Consider the following 24,626-nt stretch of genomic DNA (forward strand, 5'->3'; position numbering starts at 1 on the left):
CTGCGTTAGAGCCTTGACACTGCGCTATCAATACCATCGATTGTTACCATTATCCGTATGAACTTCTCTCTGGCGTTACCGAGCGTAGCATTGGCTTCGTACCCACTTTCCAGCCCCCGAGAGGAGCACCGAAATCATGAAACGCCAATTGCTGACCCTGACGCTGTCCATTCTTGCTGCCAACGCCTTCGCCGTCCCAGCTGCCGATCAGCACCTGACCGCCGAATCGCGCTCCAGCGCTGTTGAAATAGCCCAACCGCTGAAGACCATTGCCGAAGGTGGTGCCGAGCGTCTGATCGAACGCAGTGGCCGTGTTGCCGAAGGCGGTTCGGATCGCCTGATCGAGCGCACCGGCCGTGTTGCGGAAGGTGGCTCGGATCGTCTGATCGAACGCACCGGCCGTGTTGCGGAAGGTGGCTCGGATCGCCTGATCGAGCGCTCCGGCCGTGTTGCGGAAGGCGGTTCGGATCGCCTGATCGAACGCACCGGCCGTGTTGCGGAAGGCGGTTCGGATCGACTGATCGAAATCAGCCGTGTGAGCTGATCTCCATGGCCGAAAACAACAACCTGCATCAATGTGCCCACCCTCCTCCCAGCCCGGTCAATTGACCGGGCTTTGTTTTCAGGCAACACCGCCCCGCGCAACTGGTAATTCTGCTAGTTTCAAATCGCCCATCGCCATTGCTAGGTTACTGAAAGTATGGCTACGGAGCGTTCAAATGAGAAACCCGGCAACTGATCTGATAGCACTCAGGCCTGACTGGCTGGACGAAAGACTGCTGGCGCTCATTGCCCGGCCGATCGAGAACAGCGAAGAGGCCAAACGAACCTTTACTGAACTGTTGGCGCAGCCAAGCCTGCAGGGCGATGCATTGCTTGCCGATCTGCCTAAGTTGCTTCGGTTTCATACAACCTGTGCCATACATGACGGTGCCCTGGCATCGATGATCTCCATTCATTACAACTTGTGCATGGGCTCGATCAAATCGATGGGCAATGACAGTGACTATGTGCGCAGCCTGTACAAACAGTTGAACGAAGGCAATGCAATCGGTGTATACCTCGCCACGGAACTGGGGTATGGCAGCAATCTTTTTTCACTGGAAACAGAAGCACGCTATTGCCCCGAGCGGCAGGTATTCGTGCTTGATTCGCCCAGCCGCCAATCCTACAAGTTCATGCCAAACAGCACGCACAGTCCATTGCCCAAGATCGCGGTGGTAATGGCGCGCCTGATGGTCAACGACAAGTTCATCGGTATCTTGCCGTTTCTTGTGCCGCTGCACGCGGGCGACATGGCGTACCCCGGTGTTCGTATTACTGCACTGGGCCACAAACCGGGGATGCACCTGGACAATGCCATGACCTCGTTCGAAAACGTCGAACTCCCTTACGAGGCCCTTTTGCAGCGAGGCACCATCGAACTGGACCGCGATGGGCAACTGCGCACGCTGGACACTACACGCAGTCAACGCTTCATGCGCTCCATCGAACGTGTCCAATCCGGCAAGCTGTGCATGGCCAGTTGCGCCCTGGCAGTGGCGATGGCCGGCTTGCATATCAATTACACCTACGCACAGAAACGCCAGACCTTCAGCCCGGCCGGCCCGGTCAACTTGCTTGCCCATCCCACCTATCGCCACCCACTGGCCATTGATGTCGTGACCAACCTTGTTCATGCCGCGTGGCTTGAACAGATCGTCGCCGGGCACGGCAAGGATGCGCTCAAGCCTTTAGCGCCTGATGTACTCAACGAAGTGGCAATTCTCAAGGCAGTTTCGACCTGGGCCAGCCAGGACATTCTGGTGCGCTGCCGTGAACGTTGTGGCGCACAAGGTATGTTCGCGGCGAACAAGATCATCGGTTACCTGTTGAACAATAATGGCGCGATCACCGCCGAAGGCGAAAATCTGGTGATCATGCTCAAAGCCGCTGCCTACTACATGAAACACGCGGCCCCAGCCAGCGCGCACGCGGTGACCGGCAAAAAGCGCCAGCGTCTGCTCGAACACCTCGATACCTGTATCGACCTCCTCCGCTCAGGCATTGCCGACAAGCGTGACCGGTTCTTGAAAAGCGAGGACATGCTGCTGCTGGCCAAGCTGCTGGGGGTACGCATTGCCAGTGTGCGCTACCTGGCCCATGTCAATGAAAGCCCACTGGATGGCGTTATCCTCGATGTGTTTCTGCTCAGCCAGTTAGAGCAACACGCTGTGGCGCTGGTACGGACCCAGGCAGCATCCTCCAGGCAGATCAGGAGCTGGGCAAACCGCAAACAGGCACTGCTGGTGCAGCATGCACCCTTGATTCTGGAGCGGTTGAAACGCATGGACATGAGAATGTTAGAGGCGCCGATCAGCAGCGACAGCTACATCGAGCATTACGCTTCCCGCCACCACGACGGGCAGGCAGCGTGAAACCTTTTTTTGACTTTTGTCCATGAGCCAATAAAGTGCAGGTTTCCTTCGCGATCAATGACCTGACATGCTGCCGCGCGCCGAACAGAAGCTACAGACCCGCCAGGCCCTGCTCGATGCGGCCTGCCAGCTCATGGAAAGTGGCCGTGGTTTCGGCAGCATCAGCCTGCGCGAAGTGGCCAAGGCCGCCGGCATCGTGCCCACCGGGTTCTATCGGCACTTCCCCGACATGGATGCCCTTGGCCTGGCCCTGGTGGCCGAGGTCGATGACACCTTCCGCCAGACCATCCGCCTGGTGCGGCAGAACGAGTTCGAACTGGGGGGTATCACCGACGCCTCGGTACGCATCTTCCTCGACGTGGTAGCCGCCCACCGGGCACAGTTCCTATTCCTGGCCCGCGAGCAGTACGGCGGCTCGCAGGCGGTGCGCCAGGCCATCGGCCGCCTGCGCCAAGGTATCAGCAACGACCTGGCCACCGATCTTGCGCGAATGAAACGCTGGCAGCACCTGAACGATGCAGCGCTGGCGGTGATTGCCGACCTGGTGGTGAAGACCGTGTTTGCCACCCTGCCGGAACTGATCGACAACCCGGAGCAAGGTTATCCACAGGCCCTGAGCGCACGGGACAAGATAACCCAGCAGTTACGCTTCATCTTCGTCGGTGCACGGCATTGGCAGGGTCTGGGTAATCCGGGCTGAAGCGCACTTCTGCTACCATGGCGCACTGCCCGATTGTGACGAGCGCATTCATGTCCGACCCCCGCCCCACTCCAGCCGAACTTGCCCGCTTCAACCAGCACTTCGCCGAACGCATCGTGCCGCTGTGGCTGGGCCCGGGCTGGAATGCCGAAATGGCGCTGCCCTACGAGGCACTGGATGCCACTCACCACCCGCTGCCGGTGCAGCGGTACCGGGCGATGGCCTGCGCGCGTCAGTTGTACCTATTCAGCAGCCGCATCGAACAACCCGGCGCGGCCGAGCGTGCGGCAGCGCTGTTCCGCTCACTGCAGCGGCATTTCCACGACGCCGAACATGGCGGCTGGTTCTACAGCATCGATGCCCAAGGCAAGCCGCTGGACCGGCGCAAGGACCTCTACACCCATGCATTCATCGTGTTTGCCTGCGCTCATTACTGGGGCAAAGTCCGCGAAGGCCTGGTGGAGTCGGCACTCAATGCTGCCCTTGAGATCGTCAGCGAGCAGTTTGCCCGCGATGACGGCCTCTACGAAGCGAGCCTCGGTGAAGACTGGGCCGACCTCGGCAGCGGCCCGCTGCAGAACCCACAGATGCACTTGGCCGAAGCCTTCCTGCAAGTTCTTTCCGTGCGTGCAGACCAAGGTGTTCAACAGGCACTGCTGCAACTGTGCCAATCCCTGCAGGCGCACTTCATCGAGCCGCAACATGGCCTGATGCTGGAAAAACCCCGCAGTGCTGTGGATAACTGGTTCGAGCCGGGGCATCAGTTCGAGTGGTTCTACCTGCTGCATACCTCGGCACTGCTGCGCGGCACGCCGCTGCATGCGTCGATCGACCGCGCATTCGGTTACGCCGAGCAGTGCGGAGTGAAGGATGCTGCGGTGCTGGCAATGCTGGCCGTGGATGGCAAGGTGATCGATGCGACCCAGCGGATCTGGGCACAGGCTGAGTATCTGCGGGCGCTTGCACTGCGGCCAGGGAGTGGAGTGAAGCTGGCTGAGCAGTTGCAGGCAATGCACCAGCGCTTCCTGCACGATGGAGGCTGGTATGAGTGCCGCGATGGTGAAGGTGCGGTCAGCAGGCATGACATGCCTTCGACTACGCCCTATCACCTGGCGACTTGCCTGGAAGGCTTGCAGCGCCTGAACTGACGCAATTGCCGGCAAGCTGGTTTCCACAGGGCAAGCGGGGCCGCAACACCTGTGGCAGCCGGCTTGCCGGCGATTGGGCAGCGAAGCAACCCTATTGCATCAGCCCTTCACCGAACGATCAATCGATAACCCAGCCCAGTCCTGGCTCACCGGCATAAGTTCCAGGCTGTTGATGTTGATGTGGGCCGGCTGGTTGAGGATCCAGAAGATGGTCTCGGCGATATCCTGCGGCTGAATAGGCTCGGCACCGGCGTAGGTGGCATCATACTTGGCCTGGTCCCCACCGAACCGCACCAGCGAAAACTCACTTTCACACAGCCCTGGCTCAAGGTTGCTGACACGCACACCCGTGCCACGCAAGTCACAACGCAGGCTCAGCGAGAACTGGCCGACGAACGCCTTGGTACCACCATAAACATTGCTGCCCGGGTATGGGTAGTTGCCCGCCACCGACCCCACGTTGAGAATCGACGCCCCACGCCCGTGGGCGATCAGGCGTGGCAGCAGCAAACGGGTTGTGTACATCAGGCCCTTGATGTTGGTATCGACCATGGTTTCCCAGTCGTCCAGGCTGCAGTTCTGCGCCGCATCGACGCCCAGCGCAAGGCCTGCGTTGTTGACCAGCCCGCGCAGCTTGTCAAAGCCCTCCGGCAGGTTGCCAATGGCGTGCTCCATGGCCTTGCGGTCACGTACATCGAGCACCAGGCCATGCACTTCGGTCTTGGCCGACAGTTCGGCGCACAGGGCATCCAGGCGATCCTTGCGCCGGCCCGTAAGAATCAGCTTCCAGCCGGCATCGGCGAAGCGGCGAGCCGTGGCCTCGCCAAAACCGGAAGTCGCGCCAGTGATGAATACGGTGGACGTCATGCTCTGTTCCTCGCTGTGGATTATTTTCGGCAAGCTTTGCAGCATGCCCGCGACGGGTGTCGTCAGCAAGCCATAGAAGCACTTGGTCATTTTTTGTACATTACCCGCAAAGCCTCATGATAGAGGGTCCAGCGCGAGCTATGCGCATGTTATCCACAAGGCTTTCCCCATGGATTGGGGGCAACTTGATCATCAGGCGGAAACCTTTCAGCGAACTATGGTCACCCTCAACGTTGCGGGGATGGCGCAACGCTTTCAAACATGCCGCTTACAGCACTCTGTCCAAGGGTTTTGCACAGAGTTATCCACAGCGCATCGCGTATGGCTGCGCACTTCATTGCGCTAGTGGAAACACGCACCGAATCATCCACAAACGCCGACTGATCAAAATATGAACAGAACCGCGCAAGCCTTGATTTCAAAGGCTTGCAGCTAGATGCCACCATGTTTTCCACAGGCGGTTCCACATTATCCGTGGACAACAATGAGCCTGTGGAAACAATGGCTTGCGCAGGGATTGTGGCGTGGCTCAAGAAAGATATGCGACAAGTTGTCCACATCCGCCAAGTGATGACGATTGGGGCCGCAAAGCAGCCCCGGATTCAGCTTAGTGCCCGCCAAGATAGGCGCTGCGAACCTCTTCGTTGACCAACAACTCCTGCCCGGTGCCGGTCATGCGAATCTCGCCGTTGACCATCACATAGGCCCGGTCGGACAACTTCAAGGCATGGTTGGCGTTCTGCTCCACCAAAAAGATGGTCATCCCGGTCTTGGCCAGTTCGCGCAGGGTTGAAAAGATCTGCTTGACCACGATCGGCGCCAGCCCCAGCGACGGCTCGTCGAGCAGCAGCAATTTGGGCCGACTCATCAGCGCACGGGCGATAGCCAGCATCTGCTGCTCACCACCGGACATGGTCATCGCACGCTGGTTTCGCCGCTCCTTCAACCGTGGGAACAGCTCGAACATGCGCTGCATGTCCTCACTGGCATATTTGTCACCGATAGGGATGGTCCCCATCATCAGGTTTTCCTCGACGCTCATGTCGGGGAAAACCCGGCGCCCTTCAGGCGACTGGGCGATGCCATTGGATGCGATGTAGTGCGACGACTTGCGGGTAATGTCGGTGCCACGGTAGACAATCTGCCCGGAGGCTGCGCGCGGCTGGCCGAAGATGGACATCAGCAGGGTCGACTTGCCGGCACCGTTGGCGCCGATCAGGCTCACCGTCTCACCTTCATCGATGTGCATCGAGACCTTTTTCAATGCCTGGATCGGCCCGTAGAACACGTCCAGGTCTTTCAGTTCCAGAATGGGTGCACTCATACCAGCTCCTCTTCGTCGGCACCCAGGTAGGCGGCTATCACCGTCGGGTTATGGCGGATATCCTGCGGCGCGCCTTCGGCGATGACGTTGCCGTGGTCGAGCACGACGATATGGTCGGAAATGCTCATGACCATGCCCATATCGTGTTCGATCAGCACCACGGTGATGTCGTGCTCGTCACGCAGCACGCGGATCATACGGCTAAGTGCTTCGGTCTCCTGCGGGTTGAGGCCGGCCGCCGGTTCGTCGAGGCAGATGATCTTCGGCCGCGTGCACATGGCCCGGGCGATTTCCAGGCGGCGCTGCTGGCCATACGAAAGCTCCCCGGCCAAGCGGTTGGCACAGTCGACCAGATCGACCACCTCCAGCCAGTAGAATGCGTGGTCCAGGGCATCGCTCTCGGCCTTGCGGTACGCCTTGGTGTTGAGCACGCCGGCCAGCAGGTTGCGGTTGACCCACATGTGCTGGGCTACCAGCAGGTTTTCCACCACCGACATTTCCTTGAACAGGCGAATGTTCTGGAAGGTGCGCGCCAGCCCGGCGCGGTTGACCAGGTGGGTGCCACCGAACATCTTGTAGTACAGGCGCGAACCAAAACGTGCCGGCGAAACGAAGTCCGCCGCCTGGAAGCGCTCACCAAGCAACTGGATGACGTTGGTATGGCTACCGCGCACGTTCAGCTCGATGCGCCCGCCGCTGGCCTTGTAGAAACCGGTCAGGCAGTTGAACACCGTGGTCTTGCCAGCGCCGTTGGGGCCGATCAGGGCGAAGATCTGGTTACGCTTGACCTTGAGGCTGACGTCGCTGAGCGCCTTGATGCCACCGAACTGCATCATCAGGTTATCGACCGAGAGAATGATTTCGTCGCTCATGGCGCGACTCCTTTACGCGGGACCACACCGGTACGGCTGATGCGGATCAGCCCACGCGGTCGCCAGATCATCATCAGCACCATCAGCACACCGAACAGCAGCACCCGGTATTCGGAGAAGCTGCGCAGCAGCTCCGGCGCTACAGTCAGTACGAACGCAGCGATCACTACGCCCACGGTCGAACCCATGCCGCCAAGTACGACAATGGCCAGAATCAGCGCCGACTCGAAGAACGTGAACGAGGACGGGTTGACGAAGCCTTGGTAGGTGGCGAAGAACACCCCGGCAAGGCCCGCAGTGGAGGCCCCGAGGGTGAAGGCCGAAAGCTTGACCAGCACATGGTTCAGGCCCATCGAGCGGCAGGCGATTTCGTCTTCACGCAGCGCTTCCCAAGCGCGGCCAACCGGCATGCGGGTCAGCCGATGCTTGATGTACAGCACCGCCAGCACGACCAGGAACAGCACGGCATAGATGAACACGAACTTCAGATTGGCGTTGTAATCGAAGCCGAAGTACTCGTGGATCGGCACCCCGCCATCCTTGGCTCGACGGCCGAACTCCAGGCCAAAAAAGGTCGGCGCCGGGGCCGGCATGCCGTTCGGGCCACCGGTGAACGACAGCCAGTTGTTCAGTACCAGCCGGATGATCTCGCCAAAGCCCAGGGTCACGATCGCCAGGTAGTCACCGTGCATGCGCAACACCGGGAAGCCCAGTATGCACCCCGCCAGAGCTGCGGCGATGGCCGCCAGTGGCAGCACACTCCAGAACCCCAGCCCCAGGTACTGGTAGCCCAGCGCCAGGCCATAGGCGCCGATGGCGTAGAACGCCACGTAGCCCAGGTCGAGCAGGCCCGCCAGGCCCACCACGATGTTCAGGCCAAGGCCCAGCAGCACGTAGATCAGGCCGAGGATGACCACGGTCAGCAGGTACTTGTTGGCGAAGATGGGGAAGACGATTGCGATCACGATCAGCGCCGGAATGATGTAACGCAGACGCGACTTGTAGTTCGGTGCATTGACGTGCACCCCCGAGCCGCCGCTGTCGAAGCCTTGCAACATGCGTTTGCCTGCTGCGGTCTGCAGATACAGGCTGAGCAGGAAGCGCCCGGCCATCACGCCACCGACCAGCCAGGCCACGCGGCGGGGTTCGGCATTGAAGCTGTAGCCGTCGAGCACCACGCCGACGACCGGACCAAAGACAATGAGCGCGAGCAGGCCGGCGACGATGGTCTCCAGCAGGCTGCGTTTGAGATCGAAACCTTGGGTTTCGGAAACGGAGGCAGTTTTGGCAGTGGACATGTTCACACCTTAGCCACGAGCGGGCGACCCAACAGGCCTTGTGGGCGGAAGATAAGGATCAGCACCAGCAGCGAGAAGCTGAACACGTCCTTGTAGTCGGAGTTGATCAGGCCAGAGAACAACGACTCGGAAATACCCAGGATAATCCCGCCCAACATGGCGCCGGGCAGCGAGCCGATGCCGCCGAGCACCGCAGCGGTGAATGCCTTGATGCCGATGATGAAGCCGGCGTAGAAGTCGAAGGTGCCGTAGTTCATGGTGATCAGCACACCGGCAAGCGCAGCCATCACCGCGCCGATGACGAACACGTAGGAGATCACCCGGTCGGTGTTGATGCCAAGGATCGAGGCCATCTTGCGGTCTTGCTGGGTAGCGCGGCACATACGGCCGAGCTTGGTGTACTTGATCACATAGGTGAGCAGCCCCATGCCGACGAATGCGGCAATCAGGATGAAGATCTTGGTGTAGGTCAGTTGCACGAAGCCAGTGCCCACTTCGACGCGCCAGGCGCCTTCGAGCAGGGTCGGCACGCCTTGCTGGCGGGCGCCCTGGCTAATCTGCGCATAGTTTTGCAGGATCAGCGAGATGCCGATGGCACTGATCAGCGGTGCCAGGCGGGTGGAGTTGCGCAGGGGTTTGTAGGCGATGCGTTCAATGGTGAAGCCATACACACCCGTGACGACGATGGTGAACAACAAGGTGCCCAACATCAGCAGGGGGAACGACTCGATACCGAAATAAGCCAGCAATGCCAGGCTGATTGCCGCGAGGTACGCGGAAATCATATACACCTCGCCGTGCGCGAAGTTGATCATGCCGATGATGCCATAGACCATTGTGTAGCCGATGGCGATCAGGCCATAGACCGACCCGAGGGTCAGGCCGTTGACCAGTTGCTGCAGGAAAATACCATCCATAACGCAATCTCACCTGATTGAGACTGCACAAGCGCCGACCACGCCAGGCCACGGATAAAGCGGCCCTCGCAGCGCAGAACCGTGCAGATCTCCGAATAAAGACAGGTACCGCAGGGGCATCGGCCCGGGCGCAGGCCCGGGCTGGTTGCCGTTGTTATTTTTGTTTTTCCAGCTGGTGGTACTTGCCGTCCTTGTCCCACTGGTAGACCACGTAGTCGGAGACAGTCAGGTCGCCCTTGCTGTCCCACTTCTTCTCGCCCATGACGGTCTGCACCGGGTTGGCCTTGAGCCACTTGGCAGCGTCTTCGCCCTTGTTCGACTTGGCGCCGTTGAAGGCAGCGGCCAGGGCTTGCAGCGAAGCGTAGGCGTAGAGGGTGTAGCCTTCAGGCTCGGTACCGGCTTTGCGGAATTCTTCCACCACCGCCTTGCTGTCTGGCAGCATGCGCGGGTCGGCGCCGAAGGTCATGTACACGCCGTCTACGTACTGGGCGCCGCCCGCAGTTGCGACCAGTTCGTCGGTGACGATGCCGTCATCGGACATGAACTTGACGTCCTTCAGGCCTTGTTCGCGCAGTTGACGTACCAGCGGACCGGCTTCGGGGTGAAGGCCGCCAAAGTAGACCACGTCGGCACCGGTGGAGCGGATCTTGGTCACCACGGCGCTGAAGTCTTTCTCGCCACGGGTCAGGCCTTCATACAGCACCGGCTTGACGCCACGCTTCTCCAGCTGCGCCTTGGTTGCATCGGCCAGGCCCTGGCCGTAGGTATCCTTGTCGTGCAGCACCGCCACCTTCTTGCCCTTGAGCACATCGACGATGTAGTCACCGGCAACGATGCCCTGCTGGTCGTCACGGCCGCACATGCGGAACATGGCGCTCAGCCCGCGCTCGGTGACTTGTGGGTTGGTAGAGCCAGGGGTGATGGCGATCACGCCTGCTTCGTCATACACCTCGGAAGCTGGAATGGTGTTGGAGGAGCAGAAGTGGCCCACCACACCGATTACCTTGTCCTGATCGACCAAACGGTTGGCAACCGATACAGCCTGTTTCGGCTCGCAGGCGTCATCGCCTTTGACCAGGATGATTTTCTCGCCGTTGACGCCACCGGCAGCGTTGATCTTGTCAGCTGCCGCCTGGGCACCTTTCATGTATTGCTCGCCAAACGCTGCGTTAGCACCGGTCATCGGGCCCGCGACACCGATCTTGACGTCGGCCTGAACATACGAAGAAACACCCAGTGCCGTAGCTACGGCCAGTGCCAGGAAACCTTTCTTGTAAAACGTCTGCGACATGAGGTGGTGCTCCTAGAGTTTTTTTTGGTTGGCACTACAACTTCTCAGCCCTGTGCTCAGAGCAAGGGCCGTGCCATCGGTTTTGTCTTCCGGGAAATCACACTGTTGGGGCCGCGTCGAGGCGACCGACGGCCTTTTCTTTACTGAGTGTGCAACCGTCTGCCACGCGACCAGCGCCACCATGCGCGCAAACAAGGAGCAACCGCCCAGTGCCATCATTGCAACCCTGACAAGTGTTTACGTGCAACCACCCTGTAACAGCAGACGTCACCGAAGTGCACACCACTGGTGCGCAACTGCTACAGGCGGCACCGTTTCAAGGCTAGCTGGTGCACAGAAAAACACCTGTTTTGTCGGTTTCGGCCTCTTTGCGGGCGAACCCGCTCCCGCCGGTAACGCGTTGCCGGCAAGTTCGGCACAATTCCTGTGGCACAATGACCGCCATTCGCCGCTTTGGAGCCCACCCTGATGAGCGAGAGCGCATTCGCTGAGCGCATCGTGCACAACCTGCTCGACACCGACTTCTACAAGCTCACCATGATGCAGGGCGTTCTGCACAACTACCCGGATGCCGACGTGGAGTGGGAATTCCGCTGCCGCAATGGCGAAGACTTGCGCCCCTACTTGGGCGAGATCCGCAACCAGCTCGAACGGCTGAGCGAACTTACCCTCGATGATGGCCAGCTGGCCTTCCTCGAACGCATCAGCTTCCTCAAGCCCGATTTCCTGCGTTTCCTGCGCCTGTTCCGTTTCAACCTGCGCTATGTACGGGTGGGAATCGAGAGCGACCAGCTGTACCTGCGCCTCAAAGGCCCCTGGCTGCATGTGATCCTCTTCGAAGTCCCGCTGCTGGCCATCATCAGCGAAGTGCGCAACCGCCACCTGCACCCACGCATGCGCCTGGCCGAGGCCCGTGACCAGCTTTACCGCAAGTTCGACTGGCTGCAGGCGCATGCCAGCGTCGACGAACTGGCCGAGCTTCAAGTGGCCGACTTCGGCACCCGCCGGCGTTTTTCCAGCCGCGTGCAGGAGGAGGTGGTGCGGGTACTGCGCGATGACTTCCCGGCCCGCTTCGTCGGTACCAGCAACGTCGATTTGGCATGGAAACTGGATATCAAGCCGCTGGGCACCATGGCCCACGAATGGATCATGGCCCACCAGCAGCTCGGCCCGCGGCTGATCGACAGCCAGATCGCCGCCCTGGACTGCTGGGTCCGGGAGTACCGCGGCCTGCTCGGCATCGCCCTGACCGACTGCATCACCATGGATGCCTTCCTCAGCGATTTCGACTTGTACTTCGCCAAGCTGTTCGACGGCCTGCGCCATGACTCGGGTGAGCCGGTGGCCTGGGCGGAAAAGGCCATCGCCCATTACCAGAGGCTGGGAATCGACCCGATGACCAAGACCCTGGTGTTCTCCGACGGCCTCAACCTGACCCGCGCGTTGCAGATCTTCCGTGCCCTGCGCGGGCGCATAAACGTCAGTTTCGGAATCGGCACCAACCTGACCTGCGACATGCCCGGCGTGGCGCCGATGAATATCGTGCTTAAAATGACCGACTGCAACGGCTCGCCGGTGGCGAAGATCTCTGACGAGGCCGCCAAGACCCAGTGCCGCGACGAGAACTTCGTCGCCTACATGCGTCACGTGTTCAAAATCCCCAGCAAGGAGTAACCCATGCAAGCCGTTCAGCAAGAGATTGCCCAGGCGCTCAACGTGCAGCCGCCGTTCGCAGACGCCGCTGCGCTCGAGGCCGAAGTCGCCCGGCGCGTGGCGTTCATCAAGGATTGCCTGGCCAACGCCCGTCTCAAGACCCTGGTACTGGGCATCAGCGGGGGCGTCGATTCGCTGACTGCCGCCCTGCTCGCCCAACGCGCCATCAACGAGTTGCGCGCCGAAAGCAGCGACCCGGCCTACCGCTTCATTGCCGTGCGCCTGCCGTACCAGGTACAGCATGACGAGCACGACGCCCAGGCGTGCCTGGAAGTGATCAACGCCGATGAAGTGCACACCGTTGATATTGCACCTGCCGTGCGTGCACTGGCCGCTGAGGTGCAAGCATTGAAAGACGGCTCGCCATCACTGGTGGACTTCGTCGTGGGCAACGTCAAGGCGCGTACGCGCATGGTCGCGCAGTACACAATCGCTGGCGCTCGTGCGGGCCTGGTAATCGGCACCGACCACGCCGCCGAGGCGGTGATGGGCTTCTTTACCAAGTTTGGTGACGGTGCCTGCGACCTGGCCCCGTTGAGCGGCCTGGTGAAGAACCAGGTGCGGGCCATTGCGCGCAGCTTTGGGGCGCCGGAATCGCTGGTGGAGAAGGTGCCTACTGCGGACCTGGAAGACCTGGAACCAGGCAAGCCTGACGAGGCCTCGCATGGCGTGACCTACCAGCAGATCGATGCCTTCCTGCATGGGCTGCCGGTTGAGCAGGAAGCGTTCGACATCATCGTCGCCACCTATCGCAAGACCCAGCACAAGCGCGAACTGCCGTTCGCACCGTAAGACCTCTGGGGCCGCTTTGCGGCCCTTTCGCGACACGAGGCCGCTCCTACAGTCCTGTAGGAGCGGCCTTGTGTCGCGAAGGAGGGCAAAGCCCTCCCCTGCTTTCAAGCTGTCATTACTTGACTACAACCTTGCCCTTCATCATCGAGATGTGGCCGGGGAAGGTGCAGAAGAAGCTGTAATCGCCACCCGCTTCCAGCTTGGAAGTATCGAACTTCACTTCGGTTTCTTTCTCAGGTGCACCGATCATCGCGGTGTGGGCGATGATGTTGGCGTTGTCTTCTTTCAGATAGCCTTTGTCGATGCCTTGGCTCATGCCTTCAGTGGCAATGGCCTGCATGTCGGCAGTCTTGCTGATCACCAGATTGTGGCCCATGACGTTTTTCGGCAGGTTGCCGGAATGGGTCAGTTTCACGGTGAACTCTTTGCAGCTCTTGTCGACGGTGAATTCCTTGGTGGTGTAGGACATCTGGTCAGTCGAGTCGACAGTTACCGAGCACTCGGCGGCGAAGACGGAGGCGCTGGCGAGGGTCAGCAGGGATACCGCTACAGCTTTCGCAAACATCATGAATCTCCTTGGCAGGGTTTTATCAATTGCGAGACTGCCTGAAACCGTTCAGCCCCTTGCTGACATGCGTCAAGGGGGTGTCAAGCGGCCAGCCAGTTGAATTGTTCAATGGATTGTATACAACCAATCTAAGGGCACATCATGCCCTTTTAATAGACGATGGGACAACCTCTCATTTAGGAGCTGTGCCAATGTCCCTCTCAAGTTTCATGAACAGCCTGCTCGCCGCTTATGCCCACGGCGCAAGCGGTGCGATCTGCGAGTTCTCCCGCCCGGAGTGAAAGCTGCCTTGGAACATTAAGGCCAGATTTGTTTGATGTGAATGGATTCAACGAGAAGTGGTGTGGTTTTCTCGGCCTTGTCGGGAAAGTGGGTCGACAAGAAGCCTGATTGACCCAGAGGCTTTTGGGACCGCTTTGCGGTCCTTTCGCGACACAAGGCCGCTCCTACATCGACCGCGCCGCCGAATGAATTGTGCTTGCGCGGACATTGCAGGAGCGGCCTTGTGTCGCGATGGGCTGCAAAGCAGCCCCGAGAACCAATCAGCGCGGAATGACAGGCTGGCGCGGCTTCTTGTTGCCTTTGCCACCACCTTTTGCCGCTTCCTTGCGCTCCTTGGCCGCCTGCTGATTGCGGGCGAACGCTTCAGCCTTGGCCTTCTCACGCTTGTCCCACGGCTTGCTGCCGTCGCTGCCACGCGGCGGCAGACCGGTGTGCTGAGTGAGGATCTTCTGATCCTTGCCCACCTTGTGGCTGCCGGCCGGTGTCGAGTTTTTGCGCCGTGCACTCTGGTAGGTGTCGGTCTGCGGCTGGTGCAGCGGGATCAACTGGTGCTTGCCCGGGCCGATGAGGTCGGCCCGGCCCATACGCTCCAGCGCCTCACGCAGCATCGGCCAACCCTTCGGATCGTGGTAGCGCAGGAACGCCTTGTGCAAGCGCCGCTGCTCGTCGCTCTTGACGATCTCCACGCCTTCACTCTTGTAAGTGACCTTGCGCAGCGGGTTCTTGCCCGAGTGGTACATGGCCGTGGCCGAGGCCATGGGCGACGGGTAGAACGCCTGCACCTGGTCGGCGCGGAAGCCGTTGCCCTTGAGCCACAGGGCCAGGTTCATCATGTCTTCGTCGGTGGTGCCCGGGTGCGCAGCGATGAAGTACGGAATCAGGTACTGCTCCTTGCCCGCCTCTTTCGAGTACTTCTCGAACATGCGCTTGAAGCGGTCGTAGGAGCCGATGCCCGGCTTCATCATCTTGTCCAGCGGGCCACGCTCGGTGTGCTCCGGGGCAATCTTCAGGTAACCGCCCACGTGGTGGGTGACCAGCTCCTTGACGTACTCGGGCGATTCCACCGCCAAGTCATAGCGCAGGCCCGACGCGATAAGGATCTTCTTCACACCCGGCAGGGCGCGTGCCTTGCGATAAAGCTCAATCAGCGAGCTGTGGTCGGTGTTGAGGTTTTCGCAGATGCCCGGGAACACGCACGACGGCTTGCGGCAGTGCTTCTCGATCTCCGGGCTCTTGCAGGCGATGCGGTACATGTTGGCCGTCGGCCCGCCAAGGTCGGAGACCACGCCGGTGAAGCCAGGCACCTTGTCACGCATCTCCTCGATTTCGTGCAGGATCGACTCGTGGGAGCGGTTCTGGATGATCCGGCCTTCGTGCTCGGTGATCGAGCAGAAGGTACACCCGCCGAAGCAGCCACGCATGATGTTCACCGAGAAGCGGATCATCTCGTAGGCCGGGATGCGCTCCTTGCCGTAGGCCGGGTGCGGAATACGGGCATAGGGCATGCCGAACACGTAGTCCATTTCCTCGGTGGTCATGGGAATGGGTGGCGGGTTGAACCACACATCCACTTCGCCGTGCTTCTGCACCAGCGCACGAGCGTTGCCCGGGTTGGTCTCCAGGTGCAGCACACGGTTGGCGTGGGCGTAGAGCACCGGGTCGTTACGCACCTTCTCGAACGATGGCAGGCGGATCACCGACTTGTCGCGGGTCATGCGCGGGCTGTCGAGGATCTGCACGACCTTGGCTTCGTTCGGGTCTTCCTGGTCGCCCTTGGCCTGCTCGATGGCGCAGGCCTGGGTGTCCTGGGTATTGACGTACGGGTTGATGATCTTGTCGACGCGGCCAGGGCGGTCGATGCGGGTCGAGTCGATCTCGTACCAGCCCTCGGGCGTGTCACGACGCACGAATGCGGTACCGCGCACATCGGTGATGCTTTCGATGCTCTGGCCACTGGACAGGCGCTGAGCGACCTCGACGATCGCCCGCTCGGCGTTGCCGTACAGCAGGATATCGGCGCTGGCGTCGATCAGGATCGAATGGCGAACCTTGTCCTGCCAGTAGTCATAGTGGGCGATGCGGCGCAGCGATGCCTCGATGCCACCGAGCACGATCGGCACATGCTTGTAGGCTTCCTTGCAGCGCTGGCTGTACACCAGGCTGGCGCGGTCAGGGCGCTTGCCGGCCATGCCGCCCGGGGTGTAGGCATCGTCAGAGCGGATTTTCTTGTCTGCGGTGTAGCGGTTGATCATCGAGTCCATGTTGCCCGCCGCGACGCCGAAGAACAGGTTCGGCTCACCAAGCTTCATGAAGTCGTCTTTGGACTGCCAGTTCGGCTGGGCAATGATGCCCACGCGAAAGCCCTGGGCTTCCAGCAGGCGGCCGATGATGGCCATGCCGAATGACGGATGATCGACGTAGGCATCACCGGTCACGATGATGATATCGCAGGAATCCCAGCCGAGCAGATCCATCTCCTCCCTGCTCATCGGCAGGAAAGGTGCTGGCCCGAAGCATTCGGCCCAGTACTTGGGATAGTCGTAGAGTGGTTTGGCTGCTTGCATGTCAGTGACCGGTTCTGTTGTGCAGGGAAATCGCGGGCGCGGAATATAGCACAAAATTTGACCAAATCCGACGATAGCCGTCGGATTCATACGCTAGTGGGCTGTGATACCCGCGTAGCCTTTTATTCGTCGTCGTCGAAGTTGTACATGCCCGGTGCGAGGTTCTCGAAGCGGGTGTACTTGCCGATAAACGCCAGGCGGACGAAGCCGATGGGGCCGTTACGCTGTTTGCCGATGATGATTTCGGCAACGCCTTTGTGCTCGGTCTCCGGGTGGTACACCTCATCCCGGTACACGAACATGATCACGTCGGCGTCCTGCTCGATTGCACCCGATTCACGCAAGTCGGAGTTCACAGGGCGTTTGTTCGGGCGCTGTTCCAAGGAGCGGTTGAGCTGCGAAAGGGCGATGACCGGGCAGTTGAATTCCTTGGCCAGGGCCTTTAGCGAGCGGGAAATCTCGGAAATTTCGTTGGTCCGGTTGTCACCGGCCGAGCCCGGAATCTGCATCAGCTGCAGGTAGTCGACCATGATCATGGCGATTTCGCCGTGTTCACGCGCCAGGCGGCGGGTACGAGCCCGCATCTCCGAAGGGCTGATACCGGCGGTATCGTCGATGAACAGCTTGCGGTCGTTGAGCAAATTGACCGCCGACGTCAGGCGCGGCCAGTCGTCATCATCCAACTGACCGGAACGCACCTTGGTCTGGTCGATGCGGCCAAGGGACGAGAGCATACGCATGATCAGCGACTCACCTGGCATCTCGAGGGAGAACACCAACACCGCCTTGTCGGTACGCAACACGGCATTTTCCACGAGGTTCATGGCGAAGGTGGTCTTACCCATCGACGGACGGCCGGCCACGATGACCAGGTCGGCAGCCTGCAACCCGCTGGTTTTCTCGTCCAGGTCGGTGAAACCGGTGGAAACACCGGTGATGTCGCTGTCGGAGTTGAACAGCGTGTCGATACGGTCGATAGCCAGGGTCAACAGTTCGTTGACGCCCACTGGGCCGCCAGTCTTAGGCCGTGCCTCGGCGATCTGGAAGATCTGCCGTTCGGCATCATCGAGAATTTCGGCGGCATTGCGCCCTTGCGGGTTGAAGGCGTTGTCGGCGATGTCGGTACTGATGCTGATCAGCTGGCGCAACGTTGCCCGCTCGCGAATGATCGCGGCGTAGGCCTTGATGTTGGCAACCGACGGGGTGTTCTTGGCAAGTTCTGCCAGGTACGCCAGGCCGCCAACCTGGGTCGACAAGCCTTCCTTGTCCAGTTGCTCGTGCAGGGTGACGACGTCGAATGGCTGGTTGGCGTCGGCCAGCTTGTGCACGGCACGGAAGATCAGGCGGTGGTCATGCCGATAGAAATCGCCATCCGAAACCTGATCCAGCACCCGCTCCCAGGCGTTGTTGTCCAGCATCAGGCCACCGAGCACGGCCTGTTCGGCCTCGATGGAATGCGGCGGCACCTTGAGGGCAGCGGTTTGCAGGTCTAGCTGTTCGGGATTGGTGATCTCGTTCATGGCCACGAAAGAATTCTGGAGGATGAAAAAGACAAAGGGCACGGCCTGTTCAGAGACAGGACGTGCCCGATGTTAACCGGGCAGCCCGCGAGGAGCTACCCAGTCAGCGCAGCTTAGGCAGCTACGACGACCACACGTACGGTGGCTTCAACGTCGCTGTGCAGGTGCACGGCTACGTCGTATTCGCCAACCTGACGGATGGTGCCGTTCGGCAGACGAACTTCAGCCTTGGCCACTTCAACGCCGGAGGCGGTCAGGGCGTCAGCGATGTCGTGGGTGCCGATCGAACCGAACAGCTTGCCTTCGTCGCCAGCGGTGGCAGTGATGGTCACTTCCAGCTCGGCCAGTTGGGCAGCGCGGCTTTCAGCCGACGATTTACGGTCAGCAGCTGCTTTTTCCAGCTCGGCGCGACGCTCTTCGAACGCAGCCAGGTTGGCGGCGTTGGCAACGGTGGCCTTGCCGAATGGCAGCAGGAAGTTACGGCCGTAACCAGCCTTAACCTTAACTTTGTCGCCCAGGTTGCCCAGGTTAGCGACTTTTTCCAGCAGGATCAGTTCCATTTGGTAAAACCTCTTAACTTTTAACCTTCACCGTTCGCGGAGTCATTCCCCTCAGGGGACTTGCGACCGCGAAAATCAATCAGGCTGTCGACAATGGCCAGAACCACGAGCAACGGATAAATCAGCTGCATTATCAGCGGCAGCGTCACGTACATGCCGACCAGCCAGAAACCGGCCAGCCGACCCTGTGCCACCAGCCCATGCATCAAGGCGATGCCGGCCAGGACGAGCACCAGGCTGGACGCAGAAGCCAGGACGATGAACTGCGGGCCGATGAACGGACCCAACACCATCGCGGCAACCAGAGCCAGCATGACTGCCCGCGGCAACTTCAGGGCGCGAAACTCGCGACCGAAGCCTCCAGGGTTGTACAACGCTGCTTGCCAATAACGCGCAAGCATCAAAGCCAGCACGCTGAACAACTGCAGCATCACCGCTGTGGAAGCGACCAGCACAGGGCCGATCAGCTCACCGGGAATGACTGGCTTGCCTTCGACTTGCGGCAGCGCTTCGGAAAGCGCCTTGGCCAACACCTCGAAGGTTTCGCGCAGTACCGCGTCCAGGATGAGGCTGTAGACCAACCCCAACACAACACTGGACAACAACACCCGGTTCCAGGAATGCCCGGCACGCAACAAGGCGGCCAGCCCCAATGTTCCCAACAGCACCAGCAAGGTGCTTGGATCACCAAAGGCCCAAATGGCCACCGCCGGCAAAAGGCCGAAAGCGATGACCGTTGAAGCGTCCTTGAACCCGCGCCGCAGCAGCACAAGGCTCCCGGCAGCGGCACTCAACCAGAACAGCAGCGGTAATACTGCACTCACGACCACCACCAGGGTGGCCTGCACACGACCGCGCATGATGAAATCAGCCAACGCTCGCATGCTTATCCCTTACTACTTGTCGACGACCCGGTCTCAGCGGCCGTGGCTGTCGGTGTAGGGCAGCAGGGCCAGGAAGCGGGCGCGCTTGATAGCGGTAGCCAGCTGACGCTGATAACGAGCTTTGGTACCGGTGATACGGCTTGGAACGATTTTGCCGGTTTCGGATACGTAAGCTTTCAGGGTGTTGAGATCTTTGAAGTCGATCTCTTTCACGTCTTCAGCAGTGAAGCGGCAGAATTTACGACGACGGAAGAAACGTGCCATGTAATAGGCTCCTCAAAAGGTCCGTGGATTACTCGTCAGCGTTATCGCTGGAGTCGCTGTCATTGCTGTCGTCGCCTTCGGCGGAGTCAGCATGCTCAGGACGCTCACGACGCTCACGGCGCTCGCTGCGGTTCTCTTCGGCCTTCAGCATCTCGGACTGACCGGTTACGGCTTCGTCGCGACGGATGACGAGGTTACGGATCACGGCATCGTTGTAGCGGAAGTTGTCTTCCAGCTCGGCCAGGGCCTTGCCGGTGCACTCAACGTTCAGCATCACGTAGTGAGCCTTGTGAACATTGTTGATTGCGTAGGCCAGTTGACGACGGCCCCAGTCTTCCAGGCGGTGGATCTTGCCACCATCTTCTTCGATCAGCTTGGTGTAACGCTCAACCATGCCGCCGACTTGCTCGCTCTGGTCCGGGTGAACCAGGAAGATGATTTCGTAATGACGCATGAATGCTCCTTACGGGTTAGTAGTCTGCCAGCGTATCTGGTCAGACAAGGAGTGAATGACACTGTATGTCTTGCCATGGAGGGGAGGCACATGCGCGCCTGCCAGCTCGGCAAGGGGCGCAATTGTAGAGAAGGCGGTGCGCACAAGCAAGGTGATTGGCGATTATTTGAACAGCCGGAAACACTTTAGCCTGGGCGCCCCCTATCGCCGGCACGCCAGCTTCCAGCGAATCACCACAGCCATTGAACCTTGCGTGGTTCCTGCGGGAGCTGGCTTGCCGGCGACAGGGCCGTTACAGGCGACAGATCAGCGCTTGGCCTGACGCTGGCGCACTGCCTCGAACAGGCAAACGCCAGTAGCCACCGAAACGTTCAGACTGCTGACGCTGCCCGACATTGGCAACTTGACCAGGAAATCGCAATGCTCACGGGTCAGTCGGCGCATGCCCTTGCCTTCTGCGCCCATGATCATCACCAACGGGCCGGTCAGGTCCTGCTGATAGATCTCCTGCTCGGCCTCACCGGCCGTACCCACCACCCACAGACCACGCTGCTGAAGCTTCTCCAGGGTACGCGCCAGGTTGGTCACGGCCACCAGCGGAATCACCTCCGCAGCGCCGCAGGCCACCTTGCGCACGACTGGTGTCAGCGTCGCGGATTTATCCTTGGGCACGACCACTGCCGTAGCCCCGGCAGCATCGGCGGTGCGCAGGCAGGCACCGAGGTTGTGCGGGTCGGTGACACCGTCCAGCACCAGGATCAGCGGTGGCGTTTCGGTGCGCTCGAGCAACTCCTCGAGCATCAATTCGCCCCACACCTGGCTCGGGCTGACCTCGGCAACAACGCCCTGGTGCACGCCCTCGACCCAGGCATCGAGCTCACGGCGCTCGGCCTGCCCAACCTGCACACGGTTTTCTGCGGCCAGTGCCAGCAACGCCTGAATGCGTGGCTCGCTGCGCCCTTCCGACAGCCAGATCTGCTTGACCCGCTTCGGATGGTGCTGCAGAAGCGCCTGCACGGCATGCACACCGTAGATTTTTTCCAGCTGACTCATGACTTGTTCTTGCTCTTGCGTGGCGCGCCGGATTTCGACGGGCCTTTACGGTGCTTGGTGGGCTTGCCGGAGGGCTTGCCGCCTTTGTCCGACTTGCTGCCGGCGTTGCCGCCAGTGCGCGCGTCGGTCATCAGCGCCTTCTTCATTTCGCGGCTTTTGCGCACTTCGGCATTACGCTGCACAGCGTCTTTCGGGAAGTATGCCTCGGCGGTCTCGCTCTTGCGGCTGCGCGGTTTCGGTGTGGCCTTGGCCTCCACCGCTGGCTGCTGCTCGGCTTTTTCGGCGGCCGGTGCGGCGCCACGGCCCTTGCGGCCAATCGGCGCAGCGAGTTGCTGCTCGGACACTTCGAAGTCGATCTTGCGCTCGTCGAGATCGACGCGCATGACCTTGACCTCGATGGTGTCGCCCAGACGGAAGCTGCGCCCGGTACGTTCACCCGCCAAGCGGTGATGCACGGGGTCGAAGTGGTAGTAGTCACCCGGCAGCGCGCTGACGTGCACCAGGCCTTCGACGTAGATATCGGTCAGCTCGACAAACAGCCCGAAACCGGTGACCGCGGTGATCACACCCGGGAAGGTCTCGCCCACGCGGTCCTTCATGAACTCGCACTTGAGCCAGTTGACGACGTCACGGGTGGCTTCGTCGGCACGGCGCTCGGTCATGGAGCACTGCTCGCCGAGCTGATCGAGGGTATTCACGTCGTACGGATAGATACGCGCCTTGGGAATGCTCATGGCGCCGGCACGCTTGACGTGCGGAGTATCGACCTTGGAACGGATGATGCTGCGGATGGCGCGGTGCACCAGCAGGTCCGGGTAACGACGGATCGGCGAGGTAAAGTGCGTGTACGCCTCGTAGTTCAAACCGAAGTGGCCGTTGTTGTCGGTGCTGTACACCGCCTGGCTCAGCGACCGCAGCATCACCGTCTGGATCAGGTGGAAGTCCGGGCGCCCGGCAATGCTTGCAAGTAGTGCCTGGTAGTCCTTGGGCGACGGGTCCTTGCCTTTGTGCAGGCTAAGGCCCAGCTCGCCGAGGAAGGCACGCAGCTTTTCCAGGCGCTCCGGTGGCGGACCATCGTGAACGCGGTACAGCGCCGGCACGCCATGCTTGTTGAGGAACTCGGCCGTGGCGACGTTGGCCGCCAACATGCATTCCTCGATCAGCTTGTGGGCATCGTTGCGCACGGTCGGGCGGATTTCCGCGATCTTGCGCTCTTCACCGAAGATGATGCGGGTTTCCTGAGTTTCGAAATCGATGGCGCCGCGGGCGTGACGGGCATCGAGCAGCACCTTGTACAGGTTGTACAGGTTCTTCAGGTCCGGCAGGACCTCTTTGTACTCCTCGCGCAGCGCCTTGCCCTCACGGGTACGGGCGTGTTCGAGCATGCTGCTGACCTTGTTGTAGGTCAGGCGGGCATGGGAGTGGATCACCCCTTCGTAGAACTGGTAGTCGACCATCTGGCCGGCCTTGTTCATGGTCATTTCGCAGACCATGGCAAGGCGATCGACGTGCGGGTTCAGCGAGCACAGGCCGTTGGACAGTTCCTCGGGTAGCATCGGGACAACACGCTCGGGGAAGTACACCGAGTTGCCGCGCTGCTGCGCCTCGACATCCAGGGCAGAGCCCAGACGCACGTAGCTGGACACGTCAGCGATGGCCACATAGAGGCGCCAGCCACCGGAGAACAGCCGCAGCTTGCCAAGCGGCTCACAATAAACAGCGTCGTCAAAGTCGCGGGCATCTTCGCCGTCGATGGTGACGAAGGGCAAGTGGCGCAGGTCGATACGCTTTTCCTTGTCCTTCTCTTCGACATCGGAGCGGAACTTGCGCGCTTCCTTGATCACGTCCTGGGGCCAGACGTGCGGGATGTCATAGCTGCGCAGGGCAACATCGATTTCCATGCCCGGCGCCATGTAGTTGCCGATCACTTCGACCACATCGCCTTGTGGCTGGAACCGCGGGGTTGGCCAGTGGGTGATCTTGATCTCGACGAACTGGCCGATCTTGGCGCCACCGTTACGGCCCGCAGTCACCAGCACTTCCTGCTGGATCTTCGGGTTGTCCGGCGTCACGTAACCGATGCCGCCTTCTTCGAAGTAGCGGCCGACCACGCTTTCGTGGCCGCGGGAAATGACCTCTACCAGCACACCTTCACGGCGACCACGGCGGTCGAGCCCCGAGACACGCGCCAGGGCACGGTCGCCGTCGAATACCAGGCGCATTTGCGATGGGCTGAGGAACAGGTCGTCGCTGCCATCGTCAGGAATAAGAAAACCGAAACCATCGCGGTGGCCGGAGATACGGCCGCAGATCAGGTCCAGTTTGTCTACCGGGGCATAGGTGCCGCGCCGGGTATAGATAAGCTGGCCGTCACGCTCCATGGCGCGCAGGCGACGGCGCAGGGCTTCGATCTGGTCTTCTTCGTAAAGACCGAACTCGGCCGCCAGCTCCTCGCGCGCGGCCGGTTCGCCACGGTCGGCAAGGCGCTGCAGGATCAGCTCACGGCTGGGGATAGGGTTGTCGTATTTTTCCGCTTCGCGAGCGGCCTCGGGATCGAGGGATTGCCAATCGGCCATCAGAAGGGGTTCACCTTGGGGTATATAGATATGAATTCTGGCATAGGCCTATTGAAACCGGAAATGTCGGGCTTGGACAGCCCCAGCAGCATGTCCGCAGTGCGGCAATAGGCGTGTGGAATCAACAAGTTGAATTTTTTGAAATTTTTTTTGATCAAGGGCTTTACAGCCCCTGGGAGCGTCCGTATAGTGCGCACCACAACGACGGACAACCCCGAAGTTGTAGTAGAGATGAACGGCGCTGTAAAGCATCTTTTTATCTCGAATGTGTGCCCAGGTGGCGGAATTGGTAGACGCGCTGGTTTCAGGTATCAGTGACCGCAAGGTCGTGGAAGTTCGAGTCTTCTCCTGGGCACCAAGTATTTCAAGTAACAGATGACCAAGGATCTGTTACCACTGTGTGAAAGCGAACGATAGTCGCCTTCATCAGATGATGTAAAGCTTTGCCCAGGTGGCGGAATTGGTAGACGCGCTGGTTTCAGGTATCAGTGACTTAACGGTCGTGGAAGTTCGAGTCTTCTCCTGGGCACCATTCAAAAAACCCACTAGCTTGCTAGTGGGT

Annotated in this window: 21 protein-coding genes and 2 tRNA genes; 8 read left to right on the plus strand and 15 right to left on the minus strand. The window is 60.3% G+C overall.

Going from position 1 to position 24,626, the window contains the following annotated elements; all coding sequences use genetic code 11:
• Positions 1-136 precede the first annotated feature (136 nt).
• The 4 genes from JET17_RS23690 to JET17_RS23705 all read left to right on the plus strand — a co-directional run bounded on the left by JET17_RS23690 (position 137) and on the right by JET17_RS23705 (position 4,265).
• Positions 137-544, plus strand: coding sequence for a hypothetical protein (locus JET17_RS23690; protein ID WP_012316449.1), 408 nt, complete (start codon positions 137-139; stop codon positions 542-544).
• 175 nt (positions 545-719) lie between these two features.
• Positions 720-2,417, plus strand: coding sequence for a hypothetical protein (locus JET17_RS23695; RefSeq protein WP_012316450.1), 1,698 nt, complete (start codon positions 720-722; stop codon positions 2,415-2,417).
• 67 nt (positions 2,418-2,484) lie between these two features.
• Entirely contained in the window at positions 2,485-3,117 is a 633-nt protein-coding gene (locus JET17_RS23700; protein WP_012316451.1) for a TetR family transcriptional regulator, read from the plus strand.
• Positions 3,118-3,167: 50 nt separating this feature from the next.
• Entirely contained in the window at positions 3,168-4,265 is a 1,098-nt protein-coding gene (locus JET17_RS23705) for an AGE family epimerase/isomerase (protein ID WP_012316452.1), read from the plus strand.
• A 99-nt stretch (positions 4,266-4,364) separates the two neighbouring features.
• Here the strand turns inward: JET17_RS23705 and JET17_RS23710 are convergent, their stop codons facing one another.
• From JET17_RS23710 to JET17_RS23735, 6 genes are all read right to left on the minus strand, one after another.
• Entirely contained in the window at positions 4,365-5,132 is a 768-nt protein-coding gene (locus tag JET17_RS23710) for an SDR family oxidoreductase (RefSeq protein WP_012316453.1), read from the minus strand.
• A gap of 607 nt (positions 5,133-5,739) precedes the next feature.
• Positions 5,740-6,456 (minus strand): ABC transporter ATP-binding protein, encoded by a 717-nt coding sequence (locus JET17_RS23715; protein WP_012316454.1) that lies wholly within the window; start codon positions 6,454-6,456, stop codon positions 5,740-5,742.
• A complete protein-coding gene (locus tag JET17_RS23720; protein WP_012316455.1) occupies positions 6,453-7,328 on the minus strand; it encodes an ATP-binding cassette domain-containing protein in 876 nt (291 codons plus the stop codon). Before JET17_RS23720 ends, JET17_RS23715 begins: the two co-directional genes overlap by 4 nt.
• Positions 7,325-8,626 carry a high-affinity branched-chain amino acid ABC transporter permease LivM gene (livM, locus tag JET17_RS23725; RefSeq protein ID WP_012316456.1) on the minus strand — a complete coding sequence of 434 codons (1,302 nt, stop codon included), beginning with the start codon at positions 8,624-8,626 and terminating at the stop codon, positions 7,325-7,327. Before livM ends, JET17_RS23720 begins: the two co-directional genes overlap by 4 nt.
• A 2-nt stretch (positions 8,627-8,628) precedes the next feature.
• Positions 8,629-9,543 carry an ABC transporter permease subunit gene (locus JET17_RS23730; RefSeq protein WP_012316457.1) on the minus strand — a complete coding sequence of 305 codons (915 nt, stop codon included), beginning with the start codon at positions 9,541-9,543 and terminating at the stop codon, positions 8,629-8,631.
• A 154-nt stretch (positions 9,544-9,697) separates the two neighbouring features.
• Positions 9,698-10,834 (minus strand): branched-chain amino acid ABC transporter substrate-binding protein, encoded by a 1,137-nt coding sequence (locus JET17_RS23735; protein WP_012316458.1) that lies wholly within the window; start codon positions 10,832-10,834, stop codon positions 9,698-9,700.
• 468 nt (positions 10,835-11,302) lie between these two features.
• On the opposite strand from JET17_RS23735, the gene pncB reads away from it, so the two are divergent.
• Positions 11,303-12,508, plus strand: coding sequence for a nicotinate phosphoribosyltransferase (pncB, locus tag JET17_RS23740; RefSeq protein WP_012316459.1), 1,206 nt, complete (start codon positions 11,303-11,305; stop codon positions 12,506-12,508).
• A 3-nt stretch (positions 12,509-12,511) separates the two neighbouring features.
• Positions 12,512-13,339 carry an ammonia-dependent NAD(+) synthetase gene (nadE, locus tag JET17_RS23745; protein ID WP_012316460.1) on the plus strand — a complete coding sequence of 276 codons (828 nt, stop codon included), beginning with the start codon at positions 12,512-12,514 and terminating at the stop codon, positions 13,337-13,339.
• 115 nt (positions 13,340-13,454) lie between these two features.
• Here nadE and azu read toward each other — a convergent pair whose 3' ends face one another.
• From azu to rnr, 9 genes are all read right to left on the minus strand, one after another.
• Positions 13,455-13,904 (minus strand): azurin, encoded by a 450-nt coding sequence (gene azu / locus JET17_RS23750; RefSeq protein WP_042111778.1) that lies wholly within the window; start codon positions 13,902-13,904, stop codon positions 13,455-13,457.
• 545 nt (positions 13,905-14,449) lie between these two features.
• Positions 14,450-16,753, minus strand: a complete 2,304-nt coding sequence (locus tag JET17_RS23755; RefSeq protein ID WP_042111780.1) for a YgiQ family radical SAM protein — start codon at positions 16,751-16,753, stop codon at positions 14,450-14,452.
• 122 nt (positions 16,754-16,875) lie between these two features.
• Positions 16,876-18,273: a replicative DNA helicase gene (dnaB, locus tag JET17_RS23760; protein WP_012316463.1), complete on the minus strand. Its 1,398-nt coding sequence runs from the start codon at positions 18,271-18,273 to the stop codon at positions 16,876-16,878.
• A gap of 113 nt (positions 18,274-18,386) precedes the next feature.
• On the minus strand, positions 18,387-18,833 hold the full coding sequence (rplI, locus tag JET17_RS23765; protein ID WP_012316464.1) for a 50S ribosomal protein L9: 447 nt from the start codon (positions 18,831-18,833) through the stop codon (positions 18,387-18,389).
• A gap of 20 nt (positions 18,834-18,853) precedes the next feature.
• Entirely contained in the window at positions 18,854-19,717 is an 864-nt protein-coding gene (locus JET17_RS23770) for a hypothetical protein (RefSeq protein WP_012316465.1), read from the minus strand.
• Between the two features lie 33 nt (positions 19,718-19,750).
• Positions 19,751-19,981: a 30S ribosomal protein S18 gene (gene rpsR / locus JET17_RS23775; RefSeq protein WP_003249563.1), complete on the minus strand. Its 231-nt coding sequence runs from the start codon at positions 19,979-19,981 to the stop codon at positions 19,751-19,753.
• A gap of 28 nt (positions 19,982-20,009) precedes the next feature.
• A complete protein-coding gene (gene rpsF / locus JET17_RS23780; protein WP_003249557.1) occupies positions 20,010-20,435 on the minus strand; it encodes a 30S ribosomal protein S6 in 426 nt (141 codons plus the stop codon).
• Between the two features lie 306 nt (positions 20,436-20,741).
• Positions 20,742-21,488, minus strand: coding sequence for a 23S rRNA (guanosine(2251)-2'-O)-methyltransferase RlmB (gene rlmB, locus JET17_RS23785; protein ID WP_012316466.1), 747 nt, complete (start codon positions 21,486-21,488; stop codon positions 20,742-20,744).
• Entirely contained in the window at positions 21,485-24,064 is a 2,580-nt protein-coding gene (gene rnr / locus JET17_RS23790) for a ribonuclease R (RefSeq protein ID WP_012316467.1), read from the minus strand. Before rnr ends, rlmB begins: the two co-directional genes overlap by 4 nt.
• A 271-nt stretch (positions 24,065-24,335) precedes the next feature.
• Here rnr and JET17_RS23795 point away from each other — a divergent pair.
• Both JET17_RS23795 and JET17_RS23800 read left to right on the plus strand, forming a co-directional pair.
• Positions 24,336-24,422: transfer RNA gene (locus JET17_RS23795), tRNA-Leu, on the plus strand.
• A gap of 87 nt (positions 24,423-24,509) precedes the next feature.
• Positions 24,510-24,596, plus strand: a tRNA-Leu gene (locus JET17_RS23800).
• Positions 24,597-24,626: the final 30 nt, after the last annotated feature.

It is taken from the genome of Pseudomonas putida, assembly GCF_016406145.1.
Taxonomy (GTDB): domain Bacteria; phylum Pseudomonadota; class Gammaproteobacteria; order Pseudomonadales; family Pseudomonadaceae; genus Aquipseudomonas; species Aquipseudomonas putida_E.